At 47.0% G+C, this 21408-nt stretch carries 17 protein-coding genes and 2 tRNA genes; 8 read left to right on the forward strand and 11 right to left on the reverse strand.

All coding sequences use genetic code 11. The annotated features are described in order from the left end of the window. Positions 1 to 238 precede the first annotated feature (238 nt). The 7 genes from ACO0K3_RS00855 to ACO0K3_RS00885 form a co-directional block, all read right to left on the reverse strand. Positions 239 to 793, reverse strand: a complete 555-nt coding sequence (locus ACO0K3_RS00855; protein WP_422981042.1) for a response regulator — start codon at positions 791 to 793, stop codon at positions 239 to 241. Next, positions 793 to 2196: an HD domain-containing phosphohydrolase gene (locus ACO0K3_RS00860; RefSeq protein ID WP_422981044.1), complete on the reverse strand. Its 1404-nt coding sequence runs from the start codon at positions 2194 to 2196 to the stop codon at positions 793 to 795. The genes ACO0K3_RS00855 and ACO0K3_RS00860 overlap by 1 nt, the downstream gene beginning before the upstream one ends. Continuing rightward, positions 2193 to 3761: an ATP-binding protein gene (locus ACO0K3_RS00865; protein ID WP_422981046.1), complete on the reverse strand. Its 1569-nt coding sequence runs from the start codon at positions 3759 to 3761 to the stop codon at positions 2193 to 2195. Before ACO0K3_RS00865 ends, ACO0K3_RS00860 begins: the two co-directional genes overlap by 4 nt. A gap of 12 nt (positions 3762 to 3773) precedes the next feature. After that, a complete protein-coding gene (locus ACO0K3_RS00870) occupies positions 3774 to 4625 on the reverse strand; it encodes an HDOD domain-containing protein (RefSeq protein ID WP_422981048.1) in 852 nt (283 codons plus the stop codon). Continuing rightward, the gene (locus ACO0K3_RS00875) at positions 4622 to 4933 is read right to left on the reverse strand and encodes a hypothetical protein (protein ID WP_422981050.1); all 312 of its coding nucleotides are present in this window, start codon (positions 4931 to 4933) and stop codon (positions 4622 to 4624) included. The genes ACO0K3_RS00870 and ACO0K3_RS00875 overlap by 4 nt, the downstream gene beginning before the upstream one ends. Position 4934: 1 nt before the next feature. After that, on the reverse strand, positions 4935 to 7634 hold the full coding sequence (locus ACO0K3_RS00880) for an EAL domain-containing protein (protein ID WP_422981052.1): 2700 nt from the start codon (positions 7632 to 7634) through the stop codon (positions 4935 to 4937). Between the two features lie 132 nt (positions 7635 to 7766). Continuing rightward, positions 7767 to 9032, reverse strand: a complete 1266-nt coding sequence (locus ACO0K3_RS00885; protein ID WP_422981054.1) for an ATP-binding protein — start codon at positions 9030 to 9032, stop codon at positions 7767 to 7769. Between the two features lie 512 nt (positions 9033 to 9544). Between ACO0K3_RS00885 and ACO0K3_RS00890 the strand changes: the two genes are divergently transcribed. From ACO0K3_RS00890 to ACO0K3_RS00900, 3 genes are all read left to right on the forward strand, one after another. Next, complete coding sequence (locus ACO0K3_RS00890; protein ID WP_422981056.1) at positions 9545 to 11422, forward strand: potassium transporter Kup; 1878 nt, start codon at positions 9545 to 9547, stop codon at positions 11420 to 11422. 62 nt (positions 11423 to 11484) lie between these two features. Then, positions 11485 to 11561 (forward strand) — tRNA-Arg (locus ACO0K3_RS00895). A gap of 292 nt (positions 11562 to 11853) precedes the next feature. Then, positions 11854 to 11930 (forward strand) — tRNA-Arg (locus ACO0K3_RS00900). 131 nt (positions 11931 to 12061) lie between these two features. Here ACO0K3_RS00900 and ACO0K3_RS00905 read toward each other — a convergent pair. Continuing rightward, positions 12062 to 12490: a thioredoxin family protein gene (locus ACO0K3_RS00905; protein ID WP_422981058.1), complete on the reverse strand. Its 429-nt coding sequence runs from the start codon at positions 12488 to 12490 to the stop codon at positions 12062 to 12064. 139 nt (positions 12491 to 12629) lie between these two features. Here ACO0K3_RS00905 and tsaB point away from each other — a divergent pair, with 139 nt between their 5' ends. The 4 genes from tsaB to ACO0K3_RS00925 are packed head-to-tail and all read left to right on the forward strand — an operon-like array spanning position 12630 to position 15595. After that, on the forward strand, positions 12630 to 13319 hold the full coding sequence (gene tsaB / locus ACO0K3_RS00910; protein WP_422981060.1) for a tRNA (adenosine(37)-N6)-threonylcarbamoyltransferase complex dimerization subunit type 1 TsaB: 690 nt from the start codon (positions 12630 to 12632) through the stop codon (positions 13317 to 13319). Between the two features lie 11 nt (positions 13320 to 13330). Further along, positions 13331 to 13774 carry a ribosomal protein S18-alanine N-acetyltransferase gene (gene rimI, locus ACO0K3_RS00915; RefSeq protein ID WP_422981062.1) on the forward strand — a complete coding sequence of 148 codons (444 nt, stop codon included), beginning with the start codon at positions 13331 to 13333 and terminating at the stop codon, positions 13772 to 13774. A 6-nt stretch (positions 13775 to 13780) separates the two neighbouring features. Then, entirely contained in the window at positions 13781 to 14632 is an 852-nt protein-coding gene (locus ACO0K3_RS00920) for a uracil-DNA glycosylase (protein ID WP_422981064.1), read from the forward strand. A gap of 3 nt (positions 14633 to 14635) precedes the next feature. Beyond that, positions 14636 to 15595 (forward strand): DUF1853 family protein, encoded by a 960-nt coding sequence (locus tag ACO0K3_RS00925; protein WP_422981066.1) that lies wholly within the window; start codon positions 14636 to 14638, stop codon positions 15593 to 15595. A 154-nt stretch (positions 15596 to 15749) separates the two neighbouring features. Here the strand turns inward: ACO0K3_RS00925 and lplT are convergent, their stop codons facing one another. After that, a complete protein-coding gene (gene lplT, locus ACO0K3_RS00930) occupies positions 15750 to 17012 on the reverse strand; it encodes a lysophospholipid transporter LplT (RefSeq protein WP_422981068.1) in 1263 nt (420 codons plus the stop codon). A gap of 171 nt (positions 17013 to 17183) precedes the next feature. On the opposite strand from lplT, the gene radA reads away from it, so the two are divergent. After that, positions 17184 to 18575, forward strand: a complete 1392-nt coding sequence (gene radA / locus ACO0K3_RS00935) for a DNA repair protein RadA (RefSeq protein ID WP_422959925.1) — start codon at positions 17184 to 17186, stop codon at positions 18573 to 18575. 444 nt (positions 18576 to 19019) lie between these two features. Here radA and hpnE read toward each other — a convergent pair whose 3' ends face one another. Beyond that, positions 19020 to 20402, reverse strand: a complete 1383-nt coding sequence (gene hpnE / locus ACO0K3_RS00940; protein ID WP_422981070.1) for a hydroxysqualene dehydroxylase HpnE — start codon at positions 20400 to 20402, stop codon at positions 19020 to 19022. After that, on the reverse strand, positions 20395 to 21228 hold the full coding sequence (gene hpnD / locus ACO0K3_RS00945) for a presqualene diphosphate synthase HpnD (RefSeq protein ID WP_422981072.1): 834 nt from the start codon (positions 21226 to 21228) through the stop codon (positions 20395 to 20397). The genes hpnE and hpnD overlap by 8 nt, the downstream gene beginning before the upstream one ends. Positions 21229 to 21408 lie beyond the last annotated feature (180 nt).

Here is a 21408-nt window from a genome sequence, read left to right on the forward strand (position 1 = left end):
TATGGTTGGATAAGATCCGTGGCAGTAGCAGGTTTGTAGCACCATAAGCCTGCGCATTATAGAAGAAATTTAAATTAATCTCATATTGAATCCGCAAGCTGGATGCGGCTTACAAGCCCAAATGCCTCCAGAAGGCTTGTCTTTACTGCGGATTCATTTTTGAATCGTCTATTTTTTACTCATGAGACGCGATTGAGCTGGTTCAACATCGTACTCAAGACCTTGAAAGAGCAAGGCCTCATGTTTCGGGAGGCTGCTCTGCGCTGTCAAGAACCACGCCTCCGCGTGCATCCCAGACAACCTTGGTGATACCTGGCTCACTCTCCTCCAGACGTTTCTTTTCCAGCTCTTCCGGCGTGAGTTGATGATGTTCAGCCTGTACCTGATCAAGGATTTGTTTATCTTTAAGTAGCTGATCTCTTAGATCCAGTGCTAACCGCACGTTTTCTTCCAGGTCGGCGGTTTCCCAGGGCTTGGTAATATAGCGAAATACCTCAGCTTCGTTGACGGCACCCATAATCGTCTTGAAGTCAGCCGATGCGCTGAGCATCATGCGGATACTGTTGCTCTGGACTTCTTTCGCGATTCTAAAAAAATCCACTCCGTTCATCGAAGGCATATGGTAATCAGAAATAATAAAATCGTATTGAGTCGTCCCCATTTTTTGAATCGCAAGCTTGGGGTCGTTACATAACTCAATATCAATATTAAATTTTTGGGCGATAGGGCGAAGGCTACGCTGAAGAGCGTGTAATACATTCATTTCGTCATCAACTAATAAGGCGCGACGCATTATGTTCTCCTTATGATATTGGCGTAAGAGTTTGCTTGCGCGTTTGTTGTTGAGCTCACTGGATTCGTCCTTACCCGCAGTGTCATACGTCCACCATTCGATGCATCGTAGAGACGCATTTTTTCGATGATACGGTCCGTCAGCACATGATCTGCAGGTAACAACATGACACCGTCACGCGAAATCATTTCAGTCGATAACACCATGCCGGCCTGCAAGTCACGAATGGCAATCTCCATATCCGCTATCGGTTCGCCCAGATGCCCGCTCATAACCTGATTGAAGGCGTTGACGACATTCTCATCGTAGCGACTTTTTAAACCGCGCTGTATGACTCTTTGCGCCTCATCCGCAGGTAGCCGGCGCTGCACCAGGCTACCGGTTTGCAGGCTGTCGTAGTCGCTGACCAGCGCTAGTATGCGAGCGCCTAAGGGGATGGCTTCTGCCAGTAAACGATCAGGGAAGCCTGTACCATCAAATCGTTCATGCTGCGACCGGAGTATTCTGGCGGTTCCCTGTAAGTCTTCCAGCGGCATCAGTAATTGCTCTGCGCGTATGGTGTGTTTGTGATAGTCACCAAGTTCGTCACCGTTCATGTTATTGACGGGAGTATTCAGTAACTCATCAGAAAAACCGATTTTGCCGATATCTACCAATAAACCTGCGACGAAAATTTCTTGTGAGTCTTTAGCATCGCATCCCATCCGGATGGCAATTTTTCTGCCTAGGTCAGCGACTCTTCTGGAGCGTCCTGCAAGTTTGCCGCCACGCATTTCTATCAGGCTGGAAAACACTTTGATGGAGGTTAAGAAACTGGTCTTAAGTTTGTCGTTGGCATGGATCAGAGAGTCATGTGCTTTTTTTAGTTCAGCAGTCCGTGCTTCCACTTTCGCTTCGAGGCTGTGATTCAACTCCTTCAGCTCGTCGTTTTGGCGCAAAGTCAGAGCTTCCAGTCTTTTCTTTTCGTTCTCCAGTGCTTTGCGTTCCAATGCCTGGCGAACCACCAGCATGATGTCGTTATCGTCCCACGGCTTAGTGATGTAGCGATAAATTTCACCGCGATTGATCGCATCAATAATGGCCTGAACATCGGCGTATCCGGTCAATAAAAGACGTAAGGTCGTCGGCCAGCGGCTTCGTACTTTCTCCAAGAACTGGGCGCCATCCATTTCTGGCATGCGCATGTCGGAAATGACCAGGTCGATTGCTTCGGTTTCCATGACAGCTAAGCCTTCCTGTCCGCTGTTGGCGATTAAAACTTTGTAACCTTTGGCACGAAAAAGGCGGCGTAAAGATGACAGGATATTGGGTTCGTCATCGACACATAAAATTTTTGCCGACAGAACAAATTGCTCCATTCGTTCCGCTTCTGATTGCTGGTCAGGAAGGAGGGCGTCGCTCATGATGTACTCTCCTTATTGTTGCCGGATTCCAGGTGTTTGACGGGTAGTTTGATACGGAAGCAGCTACCTTTCCCTACTTCTGAGGAGAGACTGATCTGGCCATGATGTTTTTGGATAATGCCGTAAGCTAATGAGAGACCTAGACCGGTTCCTTTGCCTATTGGTTTTGTCGTAAAAAAAGGATCAAAAATACGCGATGTAATCTCTTTAGGAATACCGGATCCGTTATCTTCTACTTCGATGATAACGAATTCCTGTTCGTGCTGCGGCTCTGGGAATGTACGTATGGTAATTTTGCCGCGTTCATCGCCAATTGCATGGCTGGCATTTACCACCAGGTTCATGATGACTTGATTAATCTGGGTCGGCAAACATTCGACGTCAGGAATATGCCCATATTCTTTGATGACGTCCGCTTTATATTTGATCTCGTTGTTGACGATATTGAGTGTTGAATCAATGCCCTGATGGAGGTTTGACCACTGCCATACATTGTTGGTATCTGTTCTTGAAAAATCTTTGAGATCCTGAACAATCTTGCGTACCCGGCCAATGCCTTCTTTGGATTGAGACATGAGTTCGGGGATGTCATCTTTTAAAAAATCCAGCTCCAGATCTTTTTTTAATTTTTCCAGATTAGTACGAATACTTGCCTGGCTAATATGCTGCTCGGCGGATTCGTAGGCATTGAGCATGTCAAACAAGTCGTCTATGTATTTTTCGAGTGAGCTGAAATTCGAAAAAATATATCCTACAGGATTATTGATTTCATGCGCGACGCCTGCCGCCAATTGACCTATGGATGCTAATTTTTCGGATTGTAGTAGTTGCTCCTGCGCTTTGGATAGCTGGATGTTGAGTTGGGTCAGTTCGCCATTGCGCCGTATTAATTCAAATTCGATGATGGCGCGCTGTTGCAAGTCGGCTTCTAATTTTTGATTTGCTTCGGCTAATTGTTCAGTTCTTTTTTTGACGAGTGTTTCCAAGTCATTATGGGCTTTACGTAAAGCTTCTTCTGCATCGTGACGCTCAGTAATATCCTCTAAGGTTTCGATCGCACCAATGATTTCACCCTGATGATTAAATAAAGGTGCTGCCGTAAAATGTAACCACAATCCGCTTTGCCCGAGATGAGGAAAAAAATCATCTACTTCATAGGCGCCTTTGATTAGGGTCGATGCTTTAAATTTTTTGTTGTAGAAAGTGTCTACACTGTTTTCTACCTGTTCTGCTATGACCAGGTCGGCAAGTACCGGACGTTTATGCCGGTAAAATGGTAGCCATTGTTTTTGTGTAGAGACCATTGTACTGGCAGAGTGCCCGAGAACTCGCTCTGCTGCCCGGTTCCAATGAGTGATGAAGTGCTCTTTATTAATGACAAAGGTGGGAACAGGATTGCTATCTAAAAATTGAAATAAATCCAGATCCATCAAACTTAAAGCCAGCTCATCTGGTTTTTCTTCTGAGAGCAAGTTGCGTTCTGCAGTAGCAGAAATGCCGTCAACAGCGGATGTGTGTTGGTCATCTGCTCGCTGTATGGAATCGGAGGGAGGTTGATTTATCACTATATCTCCAGATTAGGCGATTAATATTGCACAAATTTCTTCGAATTGCATTTCTGTGCGGGAGAATATTTTTTTACATGCCTGGCGAGTTAATCCTAGTTGTTGCCAGGCGAAATCGTTTATTTCTGGTACCGTCTCGTCATCAGCGTCAGTCAAATCTAAGGCGTGAGTAATCGCATCCGCCACATGCAAAATCAACGCAAGCGGATGATTGTTTTCTGCGCTGATCGTATGATGACTAGCAATCGCGTGTTGCATCTCTTCAGGAAATTTCCAATAGCTTGCCAGCGCACTTCCGACTGCGGCGTGATCAATACCTAATATTTTGTTTTCTAATAAAGATAAAGACATATTGGATTGTCTTTGTTGTTCCAGGACTTGCGTATATTGTTCTTCGTATGTCGTGATCAGAACTAATTTGCCGATGTCATGAAGCAGGCAGGCTGTAAATGCCTTGTCCGGATTGATTTTTACAAAGCGAGCAATTTCCTGTGCGCATATTGCACTAGCAATGGCGTGTCTCCAAAATACAGTGAAGTCAAAAATAGAAGAATGATTTTTTGTGAAACTGGAGATAATGGCGGTTGTTGTTACCAATGTTTGTACGCTGCGAAATCCTAATACGCTGATCGCCTCTTGTATACTGGTGATCTGGTATTGCATGCCATAAAACGATGAGTTGGCGAGCCTTAATGCTTTGGCCGTTAGTGTCTGGTCATGTGAAATTTTTGTGACGATCAAGTTGATATCGACATCGTCTTTTTCCATACTTGCCAGTAATTCTGTCACGATCGAAGACAGCGCGGGAAGCTGTTGAATTTTTGTCGCAATCGCTTCCGGCGAAATATGACCCGTCTGATTCATTTGGTCTTCTCCGTATAATATTCGGACAGATATTCCTTTAGCTGCAAGTTGACAGGCAGATGTTCTGTTTGTTTGAATATCTGATCAAGACGTTCGTGTTGCTGCTCTGCCTTGTTCATATCAGAATGGCTCGTCGCATCGTTGATTGTGACGCATACTTGGTCAATGTCTCGTTTGATCAATGACTGAATCAGCGCTGATGTGAGTACGCTTCCTTTCGGTAATAGTACACAGCCCCCTTCATCGAAAAAATCATTAGCAATGATCATATCGGGTAGTGCGTCGCAGACCCTGATGTACTTGTGCATGCTAATTCGCTATTCGCAAAGTAATTAGTTTTCCACGAGATTGCGATCGCTCTCCCATTATTTTCCAGTTAGCGATGTAGCAGGTATTTTCTATCGTAACTTGAAAATCCTGACCCGCTTCACGCGCTTGTAAAGAGTGGCTGAGTTCACGGGACAGCAGTTGTATATTTTCTCCTAGCATCGGCGTTGATTTTTGCAACAGCATCTCTGCTGCCTGATTGATGAACGCCACCATACCGTCGTCATCAATACCAATCAGCGGCACGGGAATATATTGCAAGACTTCTCTGACAATTTCCAGGCTGGTTTCATCACGGTTTATTTGTAGCTGCTTTTGTTTCAGTACATCGGCCAGATGACGATTGGTGGTTGCCAGTTCCTGATTGGCCGTCTGTACTTGCATGTTAAGCCTGTGATTTTCATCGGCCATTTCTTTATGCTGAAATGCTTCTGCTATTTGTTCTTTGAGCTGTTCATCATCCCAAGGTTTGGTCAGGAATTTATAGATAGCACCTTCATTAATCGCATCTGTAATTGACTGCAATTCGGTATAGCCAGATAGCACGATGCGTATCGTATCCGGATAAAGTTTTTTTGCATTACGTAGAAATTCTACACCGGTCATTTCTGGCATACGCTGATCAGAGACGATGACGTCAACTTTGTTTTCGCTGAGTAGTCTGAGGCCATCTTGCCCGCTATTAGCGGTAATTATCTGATATCCGTCGCGCCGTAAAAGTCGTTTCAAGGACGCTAAAATATTGGGTTCGTCATCAACCAATAACAAAGACCGCTGTAATTTTTCCATTCGTAATAAATGGCTGTCCAAACAGATATCATTTTTCAGAAACTCTTTTGTTTTATCTGCGGGCATGGGCCTGGAAAGATAATATCCCTGAATCTGATCGCACATATTGAGACTTAAAAATGCGCACTGGGCTTCTGTCTCTACACCTTCTGCGATGACTTTAATACCCAGGCTGTGCGCCATAGCGATCACGGCCTTAGATATAGAGGCGTCGCCGGAATTTTCGTTGATGTCCCGAATAAATGATTGATCGATTTTGACGTAATCAAACGGGAAATGCTTGAGGTAGCTGAGTGCCGAATAGCCGGTACCAAAGTCGTCTAAGGCCAGAGTAATGCCATGTTCTTTAAATCCTTTCAGCATATTGCCAACCGGAGAACTGTTATCCATGAGAACACTCTCGGTTACTTCTAAAGAAATCATGTCATGACTGATTTGCATTTCTTTCAGAATACTCAGTAACTTAGTACTAAAGAAAGGGTTCTGTAACTGCCGCGGAGAGACATTGATGGCGATACATGGAGCGATAATGCCATCCTGCTTCCAGGCGACGATATCCCTGCAAACTTGTTTAATAACCCAGTTGCCGAGTTTTTCAATTAATCCGGATTCTTCTGCAATCGGAATGAAGTAAGCCGGAGAAACCATGCCTCTATGAGGGTGAGCCCAGCGCAGCAATGCTTCGAGGCCGATGACTTTTCCTGTTTGTAAATCTGCTTTAGGCTGATAGTGCACAGACAATTCTTCTGCGACGATCGCTTTATGAAGGTCGTTTGATATTTCTACACGATCCTTGGTAATGGCATTCATTTTTGCCGAGTAAAACTGAAAATTGCTACGTCCTAATTCTTTGGCGCTGTTCAGCGCCAGATCAGCAAAGGTAAATAATTCGTCGTCATTGAGACTGTCCTGTGGGTAGAGCGCGATACCTATACTACAAGAGAGATGTAATTCTATGCCGTTCGCTAAATAGGGTTCAGCGATGACACCTGAGATGCGTTCACAGACATTAATAATATTTTCTGTTCTTTCAAAATCTTTTAGAATCAATACGAATTCGTCTCCTCCGTAATACGATACCGTGTCTGCTTCATGGACCGACTGGTGTAGTCGTTCTGCAATGTTTTTTAGTATTTCGTCTCCGGTGTTATAGCCAACACCGTCGTTGATTTGTTTGAAGTGATCTAGTCCAAGATGAAGTATCGCGACGGTAGTTGCTCTTCTGTCTGCTGAGTAGATTGCTTGTTTAGTGCGGTCTTTTAATAAACTACGATTAGGAAGGCCCGTCAGATCGTCATGCGTTTTCTGAAAAAGAAATTCTTTTTCTAGTTCTTCCCGTACTTTTTTTGCTTCCTCCAGTTTAAATTTTTCATTGTAGGAGTAGGCATTCAGGACAACACCTATATCAAAGAAGATCAGCTTGATCAGGGCATCAAAGTAGAGATTAAATCTTGAGAAATCATGCTCGCTGGTTTCCCATACGATAGATTTTATTTCCGATAAATATTTTCGGCAGATATTTAAGTAGTGTTCATGACTTAAACCCAGATCTTGTTTTTTTATAGCGAGATTGAGTCGGTTATGAATATAATTTTTATCGTAAATGCCGCCAGTTAACAGCGAGAAATAGACACGGTTATAGTCGTGTAACTCTTCGTATTCTGCTGTAGTCAGTGCACGCGTTAGCTGATTTGTGACTTTAATATGCTGTGACAACATATCGAGGAGTCTTTGGCGGTAGGGATGCATTTTCTTCCCTAAGTCAACTAACGCCGCTGCATCCGCGTCACTAAAGTCGAGGAGGTTTAGTTGCTGCAACAATATGTCTTCACTACTTTTCAGTGTGTCGAGTATATGGTTTACTTTTTCATCGAAATTAGCTGGGTTTGGCATGGTTCTTAAGCTTATAAAGAGTGTAAATTCAGCCAAAATAATTGGTGGTATACGAATCAATTTTTCGCAATATTCTTGAATCCTTCAGCGATCTTTGCTGCACCTGAGAAGGCTTAGGCCTATATGTCCGCTCTAGGTTTCTGGCGCATTTTCTGGATGTATTGGCAAATGTAAAGTAAAGCTGGTGCCCTTACCTAATTCGCTTTCTACCTCAATTCTTCCTCGATGTTTTTTTATGATCCCGTAGGTTAAAGACAAGCCTAGACCAGTGCCGCTACCGATAGGTTTTGTAGTGAAAAACGGTTCAAAAATACGTTTTAAATTTTCTGGAGAGATGCCGGAACCTGTGTCACTTACTTTAATCCAGACCCAGTCGCTCTGTACTCCGGTACTGACCGTGATGACGCCGGTCTCTTTGATTGCATGTGATGCGTTAACAAAGAGATTCATAAAAACCTGATTGAGCTGGGAAATAATGCACTTCACCGGCGGTAGTTTTCCGTATTCCTTGACGATATTCGCTTTGTATTTGATTTCATTTTTGACGATATTCAAAGTGCTATCAATTCCCTGATGAATATCGGCTTCTTGCCAGTCAGTTTCTCCGACGTGAGAAAAATCTTTCAGGGACTGAACAATATCTTTGACGCGTTTCAGGCCATCCATTGATTCCCGTACAAGGTCTTCGACATCTTCTTTTAAAAAAGCTAGATCTGCTTTTTCTCTTATAGCTGCCAGACGCTTGTGAAATTCAGAGGTTGGAGGGATGTGTTGAAATAATTTGTCGTATTGCTCAATGACACCAAACAAGGTTCCTACATAATTTTGCAAAGACCCCATGTTCGAATTAACGAACCCGACAGGGTTATTGATTTCATGTGCGATGCCTGCCGCAAGTTGTCCGACGGAGGCCATTTTTTCGGATTGTAGTAATTGCTCCTGAGCTTCCTGCAATTTCTGGATCAATGCTTGCTGCTCTTCTCCCTTTTTTTGCAACGCTTCTTCCATTTGTTTGCGTTGAGTAATGTCAGTGAGGGAGCCGACGACTTCTACCGGGTTACCGTCAGCATCCCGTATGAGCCTGAGCATGTCATGCATCCAGATGTAGCTACCATTACTGCCTTTAAAACGGTATTCGTAGGTTCTGGAGCCCTCGGTAAAGAGCATTCCGATACTAGAGAATATTTGAGGAATATCTTCTGGATGGATATGGTCGAACCAGAAATTCGGATCGGACACCATTTCTTGCGGGTGATAGCCAAGGACACGCAGCGCATTACTACTGACAAACGTCATTTTAAAATCGCCAGTCGGCACGCTGCTATAAATAATGGCAGGAGTATTCTCAATCAGGTATTGAAGGCGAGCGGTCGTCGTCGGTGCCGCTGGAGTAGGCATAGCACTTCCATTGCTATGCGAGGCTGGCAGTTCGTTTGCTTGAGATAATGAGCTGAATTCGTCGAATTGATCATTCATCGGTGTGGTTACACAATGAGTAAATCGGAATTACATGCGTTTTATTAAAATAACTGTCCCTCGTAGTAAACCCATCTTAAACCAAACTCAGTTGATTGCAATAATGGAAATGTGATCCGTTGCTTTTTAGTAAGTTACCATTTTATTTATTTCGTGGCGTTTTTTTTGGGTGGACGATGATTTAAGTCTTCCTGATTTAATCATAGTAAGAAGCTTGGCGCTGGTTGTTTTCCTACCTGCTTCTCTCCATATGGTGATGGCCTTCGATGTAATTAAATTGCGGCTTGTTTTGATTGACATAACAACCAAAACTTTGCAGAGTGTCGATAGTTGTTGCACAAATACATATGACTCGTTATTTCATGAATTTCCTTCTTGAAATTCTTTGCCGTATCACCTATTGTGCAATGCACCAATAATAACAAGGTACACAATTGGCTAATCAACATACTAAAAGCAGCTTAACGGCTCTAACGTTAGCTGCCATCGGCATCGTCTATGGCGATATCGGCACCAGTCCTCTTTACACGATGAAAGAGGTATTTTCAAAAGAGCACGGACTTCCACTCACTGAAGCAAACATTTTTGGCATCGTCTCACTGATTTTGTGGGGCTTGTTCATTATCGTTGCAGTTAAATACGTGACGCTGATCTTACGGGCAGATAACCGAGGTGAAGGCGGCATCATGGCGCTGACTGCAATGGCGCTGGAGTCCGTCGGCAAGTCCTCGAAATGGCATTTCCTCCTATTCGTACTTGGCCTGTTTGGCGCCGCTTTATTTTATGGAGACGGTGTCATCACCCCGGCAATTTCCGTCTTGTCGGCGATTGAGGGACTTGAGGTTGCAACGCCTGCGTTCTCTCCCTATGTAGTTCCGATTACGCTGGTGGTATTGATCGCGCTATATTCGGTACAACACAAAGGGTCGGCGGGTATCGGTCGATGGTTCGGCCCGATTATGGTGATCTGGTTTTTTGCATTAGCGGCGATGGGTATATATAACATCATCAAAATGCCGATGATTTTGGGTGCCTTGAATCCATGGCATGCTGTTCACTTTTTAACGGAAAATCGTTCCCTTGCCTTTCTCGCACTCGGTGCCGTTGTGCTGGCATTTACTGGTGCAGAGGCCTTGTACGCGGATATGGGACATTTTGGTCCTAAGCCTATCCGTATGGCGTGGTTCCTGATTGTCTTCCCTGCATTGGGTCTGAATTATCTGGGGCAGGGCGCATTGTTGATTGATAATCCTGCTGCCGTGGCCAATCCTTTTTATTCCCAGCTGGGTGCGTGGAGTATTTATCCTCTGGTGGCTTTATCGGCGATTGCGACGGTGATTGCGTCTCAGGCGACAATTTCCGGCACATTCTCTATGACGAAGCAGGCCATCTCGCTTGGGTTTTTGCCACGCATGAAAATCATTCATACGTCGTCTAAAGAAATTGGTCAGATTTATATTCCTGCAGTTAACTGGTTGCAATTATTGGTCGTGGTTGCTGCCGTTGTGGGCTTTGGCTCTTCATCGAATCTGGCATCCGCTTATGGCATTGCCGTCACTGGTACGATGTTAGTAACGTCTTTGCTCACATTCTTCGTGATTCGCTACGGCTGGAAATACAATCCTTTCCTGTGTTTTGTCGCGACGGGTTTTTTCCTGATTATTGACGTTGCATTCTTCTCCGCGAACGTGTTGAAATTTTTTCACGGCGGCTGGTTTCCGGTCGTGTTGGGCATCATCATGTTCACGATCATGGTCACATGGAAGCGTGGACGTGAGCTGGTGTTTGAGAATTTAAAGAAGCACGCAATTCCCTTGGAGGACTTTTTATCTTCCTTGTTTGTCTCGCCTCCGATCAGGGTTGATGGAACCGCGATATTTTTACGTGGTGAAGCGGACGGTGTACCGCATGCGCTGCTGCATAATCTGTCTCATAACAAAATTTTGCATGAGCGGGTCGTATTCTTGACGTTGCATAACAAGGAAATTCCTTGGGTGCCGTTCTCTGATCGAATCAGGGTGGCAGATTTAGGACATAACTGTTTCCAGATCGACGTGAACTACGGTTTTAAAAATGAGCCGGATATTCCGAAGGCGCTGGAGTTGTGTGAAACCTATGGTTTGAAATTCGAACCGATGGAAACCTCTTATTTTATTGCACGTCAGACGATCGTCTCTCGCCCTGGCAGCGGTATGGCATTGTGGCGTGAATGGTTGTTTGTTGCGATGTCGCGCAATGCCCGTGATGCAGCGGATTACTATCAGGTTCCAACTAACCGGGTGATCGAAGTCGGCTCGCAAGTTGAGATTTGAGGAATAAAAAAGAGCAAAAGGCTTATCAACTGAAAATTGCTATGCTATAATCTTGGTCTTTCGCGGCTGTAGCTCAGCTGGATAGAGTACTTGGCTACGAACCAAGGGGTCGTGGGTTCGATTCCTGCCAGCCGCACCAGATTCAAGGGACTAGATGTAAATCTAGTCCCTTTTTTCTTTTCTTGACAGTTCGTCAGTTCTTTAATGGGCTTGAAACCCACTTCAATAAAAATTACCTGGAGTTTCCTCTCAGTTGCGTTAAATTTTCTTATGGCTAGCTGGTTCCGTGAGTTTATTGGTCTAAGCTCGTCTACCTCATTCACTTGGTCTCCTCCTAAGAGGATTTGTCCGGAATTTAGCAGAAAACCGCCATTCATTACTGGTTTGGGTGTTCCTAATTCAGGATTGCTATGCTATAATTTTGTTTTTTCGCGGCTGTAGCTCAGCTGGATAGAGTACTTGGCTACGAACCAAGGGGTCGTGGGTTCGATTCCTGCCAGCCGCACCAGATTCAAGGGACTAGATGCAAATCTAGTCCCTTTTTTCTTTTCTACATTGTATTTTTAATGCGCGCCGTGTAGCCAAGGGCGCAAAGTCGCGTCTGGTGACTTCGCGTAATCAGGTGGGATGGCGCTGTGATCAGATGGTCTGATTCAGTAGCAGATGACGCAGGCTCCATCCTTCTGGAGTGCCTTGATTCATGCCAGCGGCGGCTTTGTTTGTGGAGATATTCGGATCACGATGGGCATCAATTACCGAGGTAAGCAGGCGGTCAAGTTGTTTGGTATCCGGTAGCATGGTGCCAAAAAACTGCACTGAGTCTTTGTGCTGAATTAAGAGTGTAGGGAAATTTTCAATCTCGACCTCGTCAACCAGATGCGCCTGATCTTCAATGTCTATCCAGGCAAAACACAGGTCGGGATGCTTATTCGCCAGTGCATCAAAATCAAGGCGATAACTTGTACAGGTGTCGCACCACGCCGCACACAGGCAGGCGACTAGCCATGCTTTGTTCTCTAACTGACTTTTGATACTCTTCAGATCTTCGGTGTTGGTCGCTAATTTCATATGCTCTATTTTAACCTAAAGCTTTTCATCTCAAAATTTTGGGTGAAGTGTCACTCTCTATGTCGCCGTTAGCAATGTCAACAGGCGATGTTCAAAGATCTGGGTTTGGGTTTGTGGCTGCGCCCTGTAAAATACGTGCATGACAATATTACTTGCAATTGAAACTTCTACTGAACTGGCTTCGGTCGCCTTGCTGACAGGTGATGGCTTGCTTAGCCGTGAGCTATCTGGTGTGCAAACACATTCTCAGGGCGTCTTACCCGCCATTCAGTCATTATTATTGGATGCTGGCATTCGCTTGCAGGACTGCGATGCGATTGCTTTTGGGTGCGGACCTGGCGCTTTTACGGGGGTGCGGACTGCTTGCGGCATCGTGCAGGGGCTGGCGTTTGGCGCTGAGCTACCCATTTTGCCCGTTGTAAGTTTGCTTGCAATGGCGGAAGCCGCTAAGCAGATGGCTGACACCACAAATGTAGTCTGTGTTCTGGATGCCCGGATGGGTGAGGTGTATTGGGCGCAATATCGCTATGCGGAAGGTAGTTGGCTGGAATTTGTAGCGCCAGTCTTATCGAAAGCTGATGAGATTAAAGTGATTGAGCCTTCTGATGACATTATTTATGCGTTAGGTAATGGCGTAGTGTTGACGCAGCTTGATGCGTCCATAAAACAGATCCCAAGCATGCCTCATGCCAGACAAATCGCTGTATTGGGGATGCATGATTTTAAAGCCGGTCTGGCAATGGACGCATCACATGCACAGCCTCTGTACTTGCGGAATAAAATTGCCTTGACTACGGCTGAGCGCCAGCAATTGAAAGAAGCCGTTTGATGCAAGAAGGTATGCATTTTTCCCGACTTGGTTTCGAGGATGTTGACGTTATTCTGGCGATTGAAGAAAAAGTCTATAGCCATCCCTGGACACGCGGTAATTTTTTAGATTCTTTGTATAGCGCTTACCATTTTCTGGGCTTGCGCGACGCTGATCAGACCTTGATCGGTTATGTCGTCCTAATGCCCGTGATGGACGAAATGCATTTGCTTAATTTGGCCGTTGCTGCCGAGTATCAAAGACAGGGTTATGCCCAAAGTTTGCTTGAGCAGATGCGGGCGTTTTGCCGGGAAAAAAAATGTCAGTCAATTTTGCTTGAAGTCCGTGTCAGCAATCAGCGCGCGGTTGATGTGTATCAGCGATTTGGATTTAACGAAATTGGTCGGCGCAAGGGATACTACCCGGCGGAAGACCAGACAAGAGAAGATGCGATTGTGATGCGCCTAGAATTGTGAGCTCCTATGAATAATGCTGAACAACATGATGCCTTCCTTGATGAGTTGGGGATAGGTCCAGTCTGGAAGTTGCGCGATAGCAGTGCATCAATTGCTACCATTTCCCATGTTGCTGAAATCGTTCCAGTTCCGCATGTTGTGATGACGGTTCCTGCACATATCCCAGTCAGTGACGGCCTGCCGCGTACGCTTGCGACCGACTCGCTACCAAACGCCACTACCACCCTTGCTCCCACCGCTACCGATATGCATCAACCGATATCGATAGTGCCAGCCACATCTATTGCCGTTGCAGAGATGGACTGGACAAGTTTGGAAAGTACGGTGGCCGCATGTCGTGCCTGTCAGTTGTGTGAGGGCCGGGCGAATACGGTATTTGGTGTCGGCGATCAACGCGCAAAATGGTTGTTCGTCGGTGAGGGGCCTGGGTATCAGGAGAATTTGCAGGGAAAACCTTTTGTTGGGCCTGCCGGTCATCTGCTGGATAATATTTTGCGCGCATTGGGCATGCAACGTGGTGAGAATACCTACATCGCCAATATCGTGAAATGCCGCCCGACGGATGCCCAAGGCAAGGATAGGGCGCCATCGCCTGAAGAGGTTGCTGCATGTCTGCCTTATTTAAAGCGGCAGATCGCCTTGATACAGCCCGAAGTCATCATTGCTTTAGGTAAGACGGCAGCGGTTTCCTTGCTTGATCTGAACCCGGAGACGCCTGTGGGGCAATTGCGCGGTAAGTTGCATCGCTATCAGAGCCTGCCTCTGGTTGTCACTTATCATCCCGCGTATTTATTGCGCAAACCAACCGAAAAAAGCAAAACCTGGGAAGATCTTTGTCTCGCATTGCGCTCGATGTGAGGTATGAGAACGTATCAATGCCAGTTTCATCGTCAATGGCAACATCTGCATGATAAGCATGTACGTGCTTTAGCCTGGCTTATTACTTCTCCGTCATTGCTGGCAGAGGTGCCGCAGTGGCGAGGTAAGATCGCTGAGATTGAGGCGGGTGATCATCCTGGCTTGACTGCGTGGCTCACAGAGCTGGATCGGTACCCGGAAACCTTGTGCCAGGCTCTGGAAAGTCATCATCAGCGCCGCCTGGGACGCTATGCCGAAAATCTCCTGGCGTTTTATTTACAGCATCTGAATATTTTGTACGCGAAAAATGTTCAGGTACAAAACGGTAAACATACGCTCGGTGAGTTCGATTTTCTTCTACACGATGTCAATGGTCTGTTGCACTGGGAACTGGCGACAAAATTTTATATCCATGTCGCGGATGTGGACGGTATCGATAGCGGCGTGCATTTACATGACTATCTAGGGCCAAATCTGGTTGATACCTTGTCTGCCAAGTTAAATAAAGTGTTTACTCAGCAGTTGCAGTTATCCCAGAATTCCGCTGCTGCATCCGTGTTGCCTTTACCTGTACTGAAGGCACAAGCCCTGATCAAGGGCTGGCTATTTTATCGACCTGACTATCCACTGTCTTCAGTGACGTATCCTGCGGAGATTACAGTGAATCATTGCCGTGGCTATTGGTGGAGCATTGCCGAAGTCACGCAATTAGAATTACCTGCCGGACTGATATTGGACAGGCTGGACTGGCTGGCGCCGGCTCAGGCTGGCGATGCCGATGTGATAGCGAGGGCAGAACTACATGAGCAGATCAGTCAGCGGTTAATACACGATCAAGCTCCCGTTTTGCTAGCTGTAATGTCAAAAAACGGAGAGGTCTGGCAAGAAAGTTGTCGAGGTATGGTAGTGCCAGATACGTGGCTGAAAAACGCCGTACAACGGCGTTTGCAAAACAGGTCTTGATAGTCAGTCAAGTTACATTGGTGAAGTAGAAAACGATGAATTTTTTCGTCTGGCAAGGCAGGAGGACGCCGCATCGTTAGTTATGCAATGAGGAGTTACATCGCCTGTGGAAGAAGACGCGACGCATACCCACCTGATTCAGCTTGGCTGACTACTAGTGCTTGTGTTCGCCGATCAATGCCAGCGAATCAAATTCCAGCTGATTCGCCGCATGTTTGCGTATCACCATATATGTCGTCCCCGATACAAACAGACCAAACAAAATGATGACGATGTGAATATTCAGATTAAAAGACACCATCAGGGCATACAAGGCCAGCATGGTCAGAACAGAGAGATTTTCGTTAAAGTTTTGTACGGCGATCGAGTGTCCTGCACTCATCAATACATGGCCGCGGTGCTGTAGCAAGGCATTCATCGGAACTACAAAAAATCCAGCCAGGGCACCAATCAATATTAGTAGCGGATAGGCAACCCAGACGTTAGTCACCATCGTCATCGTGATGACAACCAGACCCATCGCGACGCCCATAGGCATCACTGACAGCGATTTTTTTAACGGGACGAAACGGGCCGCAGCAACTGCACCTAACGCGATTCCGACTGCCGTCACACCTTGTAAGGCCGCGGCTTTGTCCAACGGCATATTCAGTGATTTCTCTGCCCATTTCAACACGATAAATTGTAAGGTTGCACCTGCGCCCCAAAACAGAGTGGTCACAGCGAGCGAGATTTGACCTAGTTTATCTTTCCATAAAACACTGAAGCAGCCAGCAAAGTCTGCAACAAGCTTGACCGGATTATGTTGCTGACGAGCATATTTGGCACCAGTGTCAGGTATACGGAGATTGAACAGAGCTGCCAGCGCATACAAACTAATGATGACGCACAGGGCGGCCTCATTCGGTGTATTGATACCGAAGTCCAGAACGGGAAAGTCAAAATTCAGGAGAGCCGCCGAAATATGCGGATTGACCAGCAGGCCACCTAAGACTGTACCAAGGATGATCGACGTCACTGTCAAGCCCTCGATCCAGCCATTTGCTGCCACCAGTTTTTCGGCCGGAAGCAACTCGGTCAGAATGCCATATTTTGCCGGTGAATAGGCTGCAGCACCAAATCCTACGACACCGTAGGCAACCAAGGGATGCACATGAAAAAACATCAGGGCGCAGCCGCCAACCTTGATCAGGTTTGTGATGAACATGACCTTGCCTTTGGGCAAAGAGTCTGCAAACGCACCAACAAAGGCTGCCAGTAATACGTAGGATAAAACGAAGAACAGTTTTAAGAGAGGCGTCATCCAGGCGGGTGACTGCATGGAAATCAGCAAAGACATCGCAGCAATCAGTAAAGCATTGTCTGCAAGCGACGAAAAAAACTGCGCCGCCATGATTGTGTAGAAACCGCGTTTCATTCTTTATTTTGCCTGTTACAAAATGTCACCGGCTTGCTTTATACCATGAAAATTAAAGAATATTCGTGATTTAGACCAAGTCAATTGCTGAATACTGGGTAAAATAACAGTAGTTTTGTATAAGTTCTCATTTGTCTAATTTTCTAGAAAACCCGTTTTCTTTATTCAACGATGGCCAAACCTAAAACCAATTACACCTGCACTGAATGCGGCGGCATCGTCAATAAATGGGCGGGGCAATGCCCGTCATGCCAGCAGTGGAATACCTTAGTAGAGACGATCGTTGAGGTCGGCGGCAACCGGTTTTCTGCCAAACATCAAGGGATCACTCAGACGGCACCAGTTCTGAACCTCGCTGATATCGAGGCGGAGGAAGTGCCGCGTTTTGGCACCGGCATTGACGAATTTGACCGGGTATTGGGCGGCGGCCTGGTGGCTGGCGGCGTGGTTCTGATCGGTGGCGACCCGGGAATCGGCAAATCAACCTTGCTGTTACAAGCCTTGTCGAATTTATCGAAGATCAAAAAAGTCTTGTATGTCAGCGGTGAGGAGTCCGGTTCTCAGATTGCCTTGCGCGCAAAGCGACTGGCCGTTGATGCGAAAGACCTGCAGTTACAGGCAGAAATTCAGCTGGAAAAAATCCTGAATACCCTTGCCGATCACAAGCCACAGGTCGTCGTGATTGACTCGATTCAAACCATGTATTCCGATGCACTGAGTTCGGCGCCCGGATCGGTCGCACAAGTGCGGGAATGCGCAGCTCAATTGACTCGTGTTGCCAAAACGATGGACATCACGATGATATTAGTAGGACATGTGACCAAGGAGGGCGCTCTGGCGGGGCCTCGTGTGCTTGAGCATATTGTTGATACGGTACTGTATTTTGAGGGGGATACGCATTCGAGTTTCCGTCTGGTACGTGCCATCAAAAATCGATTCGGTGCGGTCAATGAGCTTGGCGTGTTTGCCATGACAGAGCGTGGCTTGAAAGGCGTCTCCAACCCTTCAGCCCTGTTTTTGTCGCAGCATGACACTCAGGTCGCCGGATCGTGCGTGATGGTGACACAAGAGGGCACCAGACCCTTGCTGGTCGAGATACAGGCCTTGGTCGACAGCTCTCATGCACCGAATGCCAAGCGGCTCTCCGTCGGGCTGGAGCAGAACCGTCTGGCGATGTTGCTGGCAGTGTTACACCGTCATGCAGGTGTAGCGGCTTTTGATCAGGATGTATTCATTAATGCCGTGGGCGGCGTCAAAATCACCGAGCCAGCGGCGGATCTCGCCGTCTTGCTGGCGATTAACTCATCAATGCGGAACAAACCTTTGCCAAGAGGTCTGGTGGTATTTGGCGAGGTGGGATTGGCGGGAGAAATTCGCCCGGCACCACGCGGTCAGGAGCGTCTGCGCGAGGCTGCCAAACTCGGTTTTTCGATTGCGATGATTCCAAAGTCCAATGCACCGAAACAAGCGATTGAGGGATTGACGCTGATTCCGGTGGACAGGATTGATGAGGCTTTGAATAAAATCAGGGATGTGGACAGTTATATCAAAGACGACAAGTAAGCTGCCTTTGACCGGTAGTTTTTACAATCTCTGCACTCATTATTGAACTCAAGCGCAGCGGGTTGCTAACTCTGCTTCATGCTACGTCTCGATTAATGAGTTTTTAGATGTTGCTGACTGGGAATTCCTAAAAAACCTTGTATCGATACTTCATAGAACCGCTTACTCCTGCCTCTTCTCTGTGTCTCCGTGTCTCTGTGGTGAGAGGTCTTGATTTTTGCGTCACTCCTATCGACGTCACTTTTCAATGTAGGGATTTTTAGAAGCTTCTGATTTGAATCCACTAATGTTCATGCGGTCTTCAGCCTGAAATATGCTGGAAAGCCGCATCTAGATTGCGGATTGGTTTTTGAGATTAGGGTGTTGATGCATGTGCTGAGCTTGTCTGCGCGTCCTGATTGGTGCAGAAGGTCATGCGATTTCAATACAACTATTCGTAGCGCATCAACAAAGCCTGGCTGCGGCAATACCGCTGCGTACAGCGGCTTCCAGCGTTGCCGGGTAATCGCCCTTGGTGTAGTCCCCGGCGATGAAGCAATTTTCTAATCCTATCTGGTTGTCCGGTCGTTGCAAGGAGGGCGTGCAGGAGAAGGTGGCGCGCTTTTCTGAAATAATTTGCTGCCACCTCGGTTTTTCCAGTTCGGGCATCTTAAACATGGTCGCCAGTTGCAAGGCGATTGCGTTACCTAGAGCCTCATTACCTAGGTCGGTCGCCTGATCCGATGCACTGACGACGACTGCCAGCAAGCCGGCTTGTTCCTTGTGCAGTTGACCCCGGTCAAAGACAAACTGTCCCCAATGTTGCAGTTCTGGCCGGTCTCTTAAGGCAAAGAACGGGCGAGACAAGCGCAGCTCAGGTGAATATTGTAGATAGCACGTTGTGATCGACTCGTACCCCAGTGCTGGCAGTGGCGTGATTTTTTGTTCAGTCGCTACTGTGTTGAGCAAACGGCCAGCCTGTTCGGCGCCAGTGGCAATAATCACGGCGTCAAATTCCTGGTTACTTAAGACCTCATCGCTATCGCATCCCAGGCGCCACTTTACTGTGTTGTTGTCAGTAGTATTTCTGTTTGCTGCGTTTGCTGCGTTTGCTATCAGGCGTTTGATATTCACGCCTGACCTGACATTACCACCTGCGTTTTCAATGAATTTTTGCGCCTTTTCGGGGAACAGCGCGGACAAATCCCATTTGGGAATCAGCATGTCCGATGCTGCACGACCGGCGCCGAGGCTATCTCTTAGTACATGTAAGAATACTTGTGCTGATGCGCGTTCTGGCGGTGTGTTGAGTGCCGCGATACATAGGGGCACCCACATCAACTGGCATAGCACAGGCGTTTGATCAAAACGCTCCAGCAGCTCACTGACACTGCAATCCTGATGTAATTGCCAGCCCATCCAGCGCGCCGTTGTAGAAAAGCGGGCAAGCGCCATCTTGTCCTGCCTGCTTAAGCCTTTGGCCCGCAGCAAGGCGACCAGCAGATGCAGTGGGGCCGGTAATTGCGGCGCTATAAATTCCATGCCCTCGTCGAGCGATGGATAGACCATCTGCAAAGGGAGTCGCAGAAACGCTTGATCCAAGGGAATGCCGACCTGGCGCATCATTGTCAGCGCAGCATCGTAGGCACCGAGCAGGATGTGCTGGCCGTTATCAAGAGTATGTTCTTGAATCGCGACTTTGCGAGCCCGTCCACCCAGTGTGCGTGAGGCTTCTAGCAGGGTGACTTGCGCCTGACCGCGACTTAGCTCTACTGCTGCAGCGCAGCCCGCCCAGCCCGCACCAATGACGGCAATGCGTTTGCCAGCAACGGACTTGTTTTTAGCCACGGATATAAGTTTTCCAGGCTAGCCAGAGTTTGCGGATCGGCGTTAAAGAAATCCGCTGATTGAGTACGTGGAAGCCATCATGTTGAATCTCTACCAGCAGGGCACGATAAATGGCTGCCATGATGAGTCCCGTGCGCTGAGCTTTTCTGTCCTCTGCGGGCAACAAGGCGAACGCCTCGTCGTACAGGCGCTGTGCGCGTTCGTACTGAAACTGCATTAATGTCGCAAATTCCGGGCTATGGCGTGCATTCAGAATATCGGCCGCTGTCACTTTATATTGTTGCAGCTCATTGACCGGCAGATAGATACGTCCTTTGCGGGCATCTTCTCCGACATCACGGATGATGTTCGTCATCTGGAACGCCAGTCCTAATTTCTCAGCAAATTCTTTGGTTTGCGGGTTGGTGATCCCAAAAATACTCGCAGATAAAATGCCAACTACGCCTGCCACATGCCAGCAGTATTTTTGCAGGGCAATAAAATCGAGGTAACGGGTCTGGTTTAAATCCATCTCCATACCGTCGATGATGGCCTGTAAATGGGCACCATCCAGAGCAAAACGAGTCATGTGAGGTAGCAGCGCTCTCGTCACGGGGTGGGTCGGACTATTCGCCAGCATGGCTTTAATTTCGCCTCGCCACCAGTTTAACTTGCTGCGTGCGACGGTATCGTCGGTGCTTTCATCAACAACATCGTCGACTTCACGACAAAACGCATAAAGTGCTGTAATTGCCAGTCGTCTTTCTTGCGGTAAAAATAAAAAGCTGTAATAAAAACTAGAGCCGCTTTGCGCTGCTTTTTGTTGGCAATATTCGTCTGGTGACATATGGGATGCGGGATACGAGATAAGGAATGCGTAAATAAGCGGCTAGATTGCGGTCAAATAAAGAATGGCAAGCCAAAACAGGCCAGGAAACCTTATTACTGCACGAAAGCCGCTATGCTAACCGACTGTGACGGAGACCACAAATGTTGCCTGTTAAAATAGTGTGGCTGTTCACTCTGT

This window comes from Undibacterium sp. Rencai35W, from assembly GCF_049340185.1.
Classification (GTDB): Bacteria; Pseudomonadota; Gammaproteobacteria; order Burkholderiales; family Burkholderiaceae_D; genus Undibacterium.

Coding starts and splice junctions, on each gene's coding strand:
- ACO0K3_RS00855 (WP_422981042.1), bottom strand. CDS start 793: ATGCGTCGCGCCTTATTAGTTGATGACGAAATGAATGTATTACACGCT.
- ACO0K3_RS00860 (WP_422981044.1), bottom strand. CDS start 2,196: ATGAGCGACGCCCTCCTTCCTGACCAGCAATCAGAAGCGGAACGAATG.
- ACO0K3_RS00870 (WP_422981048.1), bottom strand. CDS start 4,625: ATGAATCAGACGGGTCATATTTCGCCGGAAGCGATTGCGACAAAAATT.
- ACO0K3_RS00875 (WP_422981050.1), bottom strand. CDS start 4,933: ATGCACAAGTACATCAGGGTCTGCGACGCACTACCCGATATGATCATT.
- ACO0K3_RS00880 (WP_422981052.1), bottom strand. CDS start 7,634: ATGCCAAACCCAGCTAATTTCGATGAAAAAGTAAACCATATACTCGAC.
- ACO0K3_RS00885 (WP_422981054.1), bottom strand. CDS start 9,032: ATGCCTACTCCAGCGGCACCGACGACGACCGCTCGCCTTCAATACCTG.
- ACO0K3_RS00905 (WP_422981058.1), bottom strand. CDS start 12,490: ATGAAATTAGCGACCAACACCGAAGATCTGAAGAGTATCAAAAGTCAG.
- tsaB (WP_422981060.1), top strand. CDS start 12,630: ATGACAATATTACTTGCAATTGAAACTTCTACTGAACTGGCTTCGGTC.
- rimI (WP_422981062.1), top strand. CDS start 13,331: ATGCATTTTTCCCGACTTGGTTTCGAGGATGTTGACGTTATTCTGGCG.
- ACO0K3_RS00920 (WP_422981064.1), top strand. CDS start 13,781: ATGAATAATGCTGAACAACATGATGCCTTCCTTGATGAGTTGGGGATA.
- ACO0K3_RS00925 (WP_422981066.1), top strand. CDS start 14,636: ATGAGAACGTATCAATGCCAGTTTCATCGTCAATGGCAACATCTGCAT.
- lplT (WP_422981068.1), bottom strand. CDS start 17,012: ATGAAACGCGGTTTCTACACAATCATGGCGGCGCAGTTTTTTTCGTCG.
- radA (WP_422959925.1), top strand. CDS start 17,184: ATGGCCAAACCTAAAACCAATTACACCTGCACTGAATGCGGCGGCATC.
- hpnD (WP_422981072.1), bottom strand. CDS start 21,228: ATGTCACCAGACGAATATTGCCAACAAAAAGCAGCGCAAAGCGGCTCT.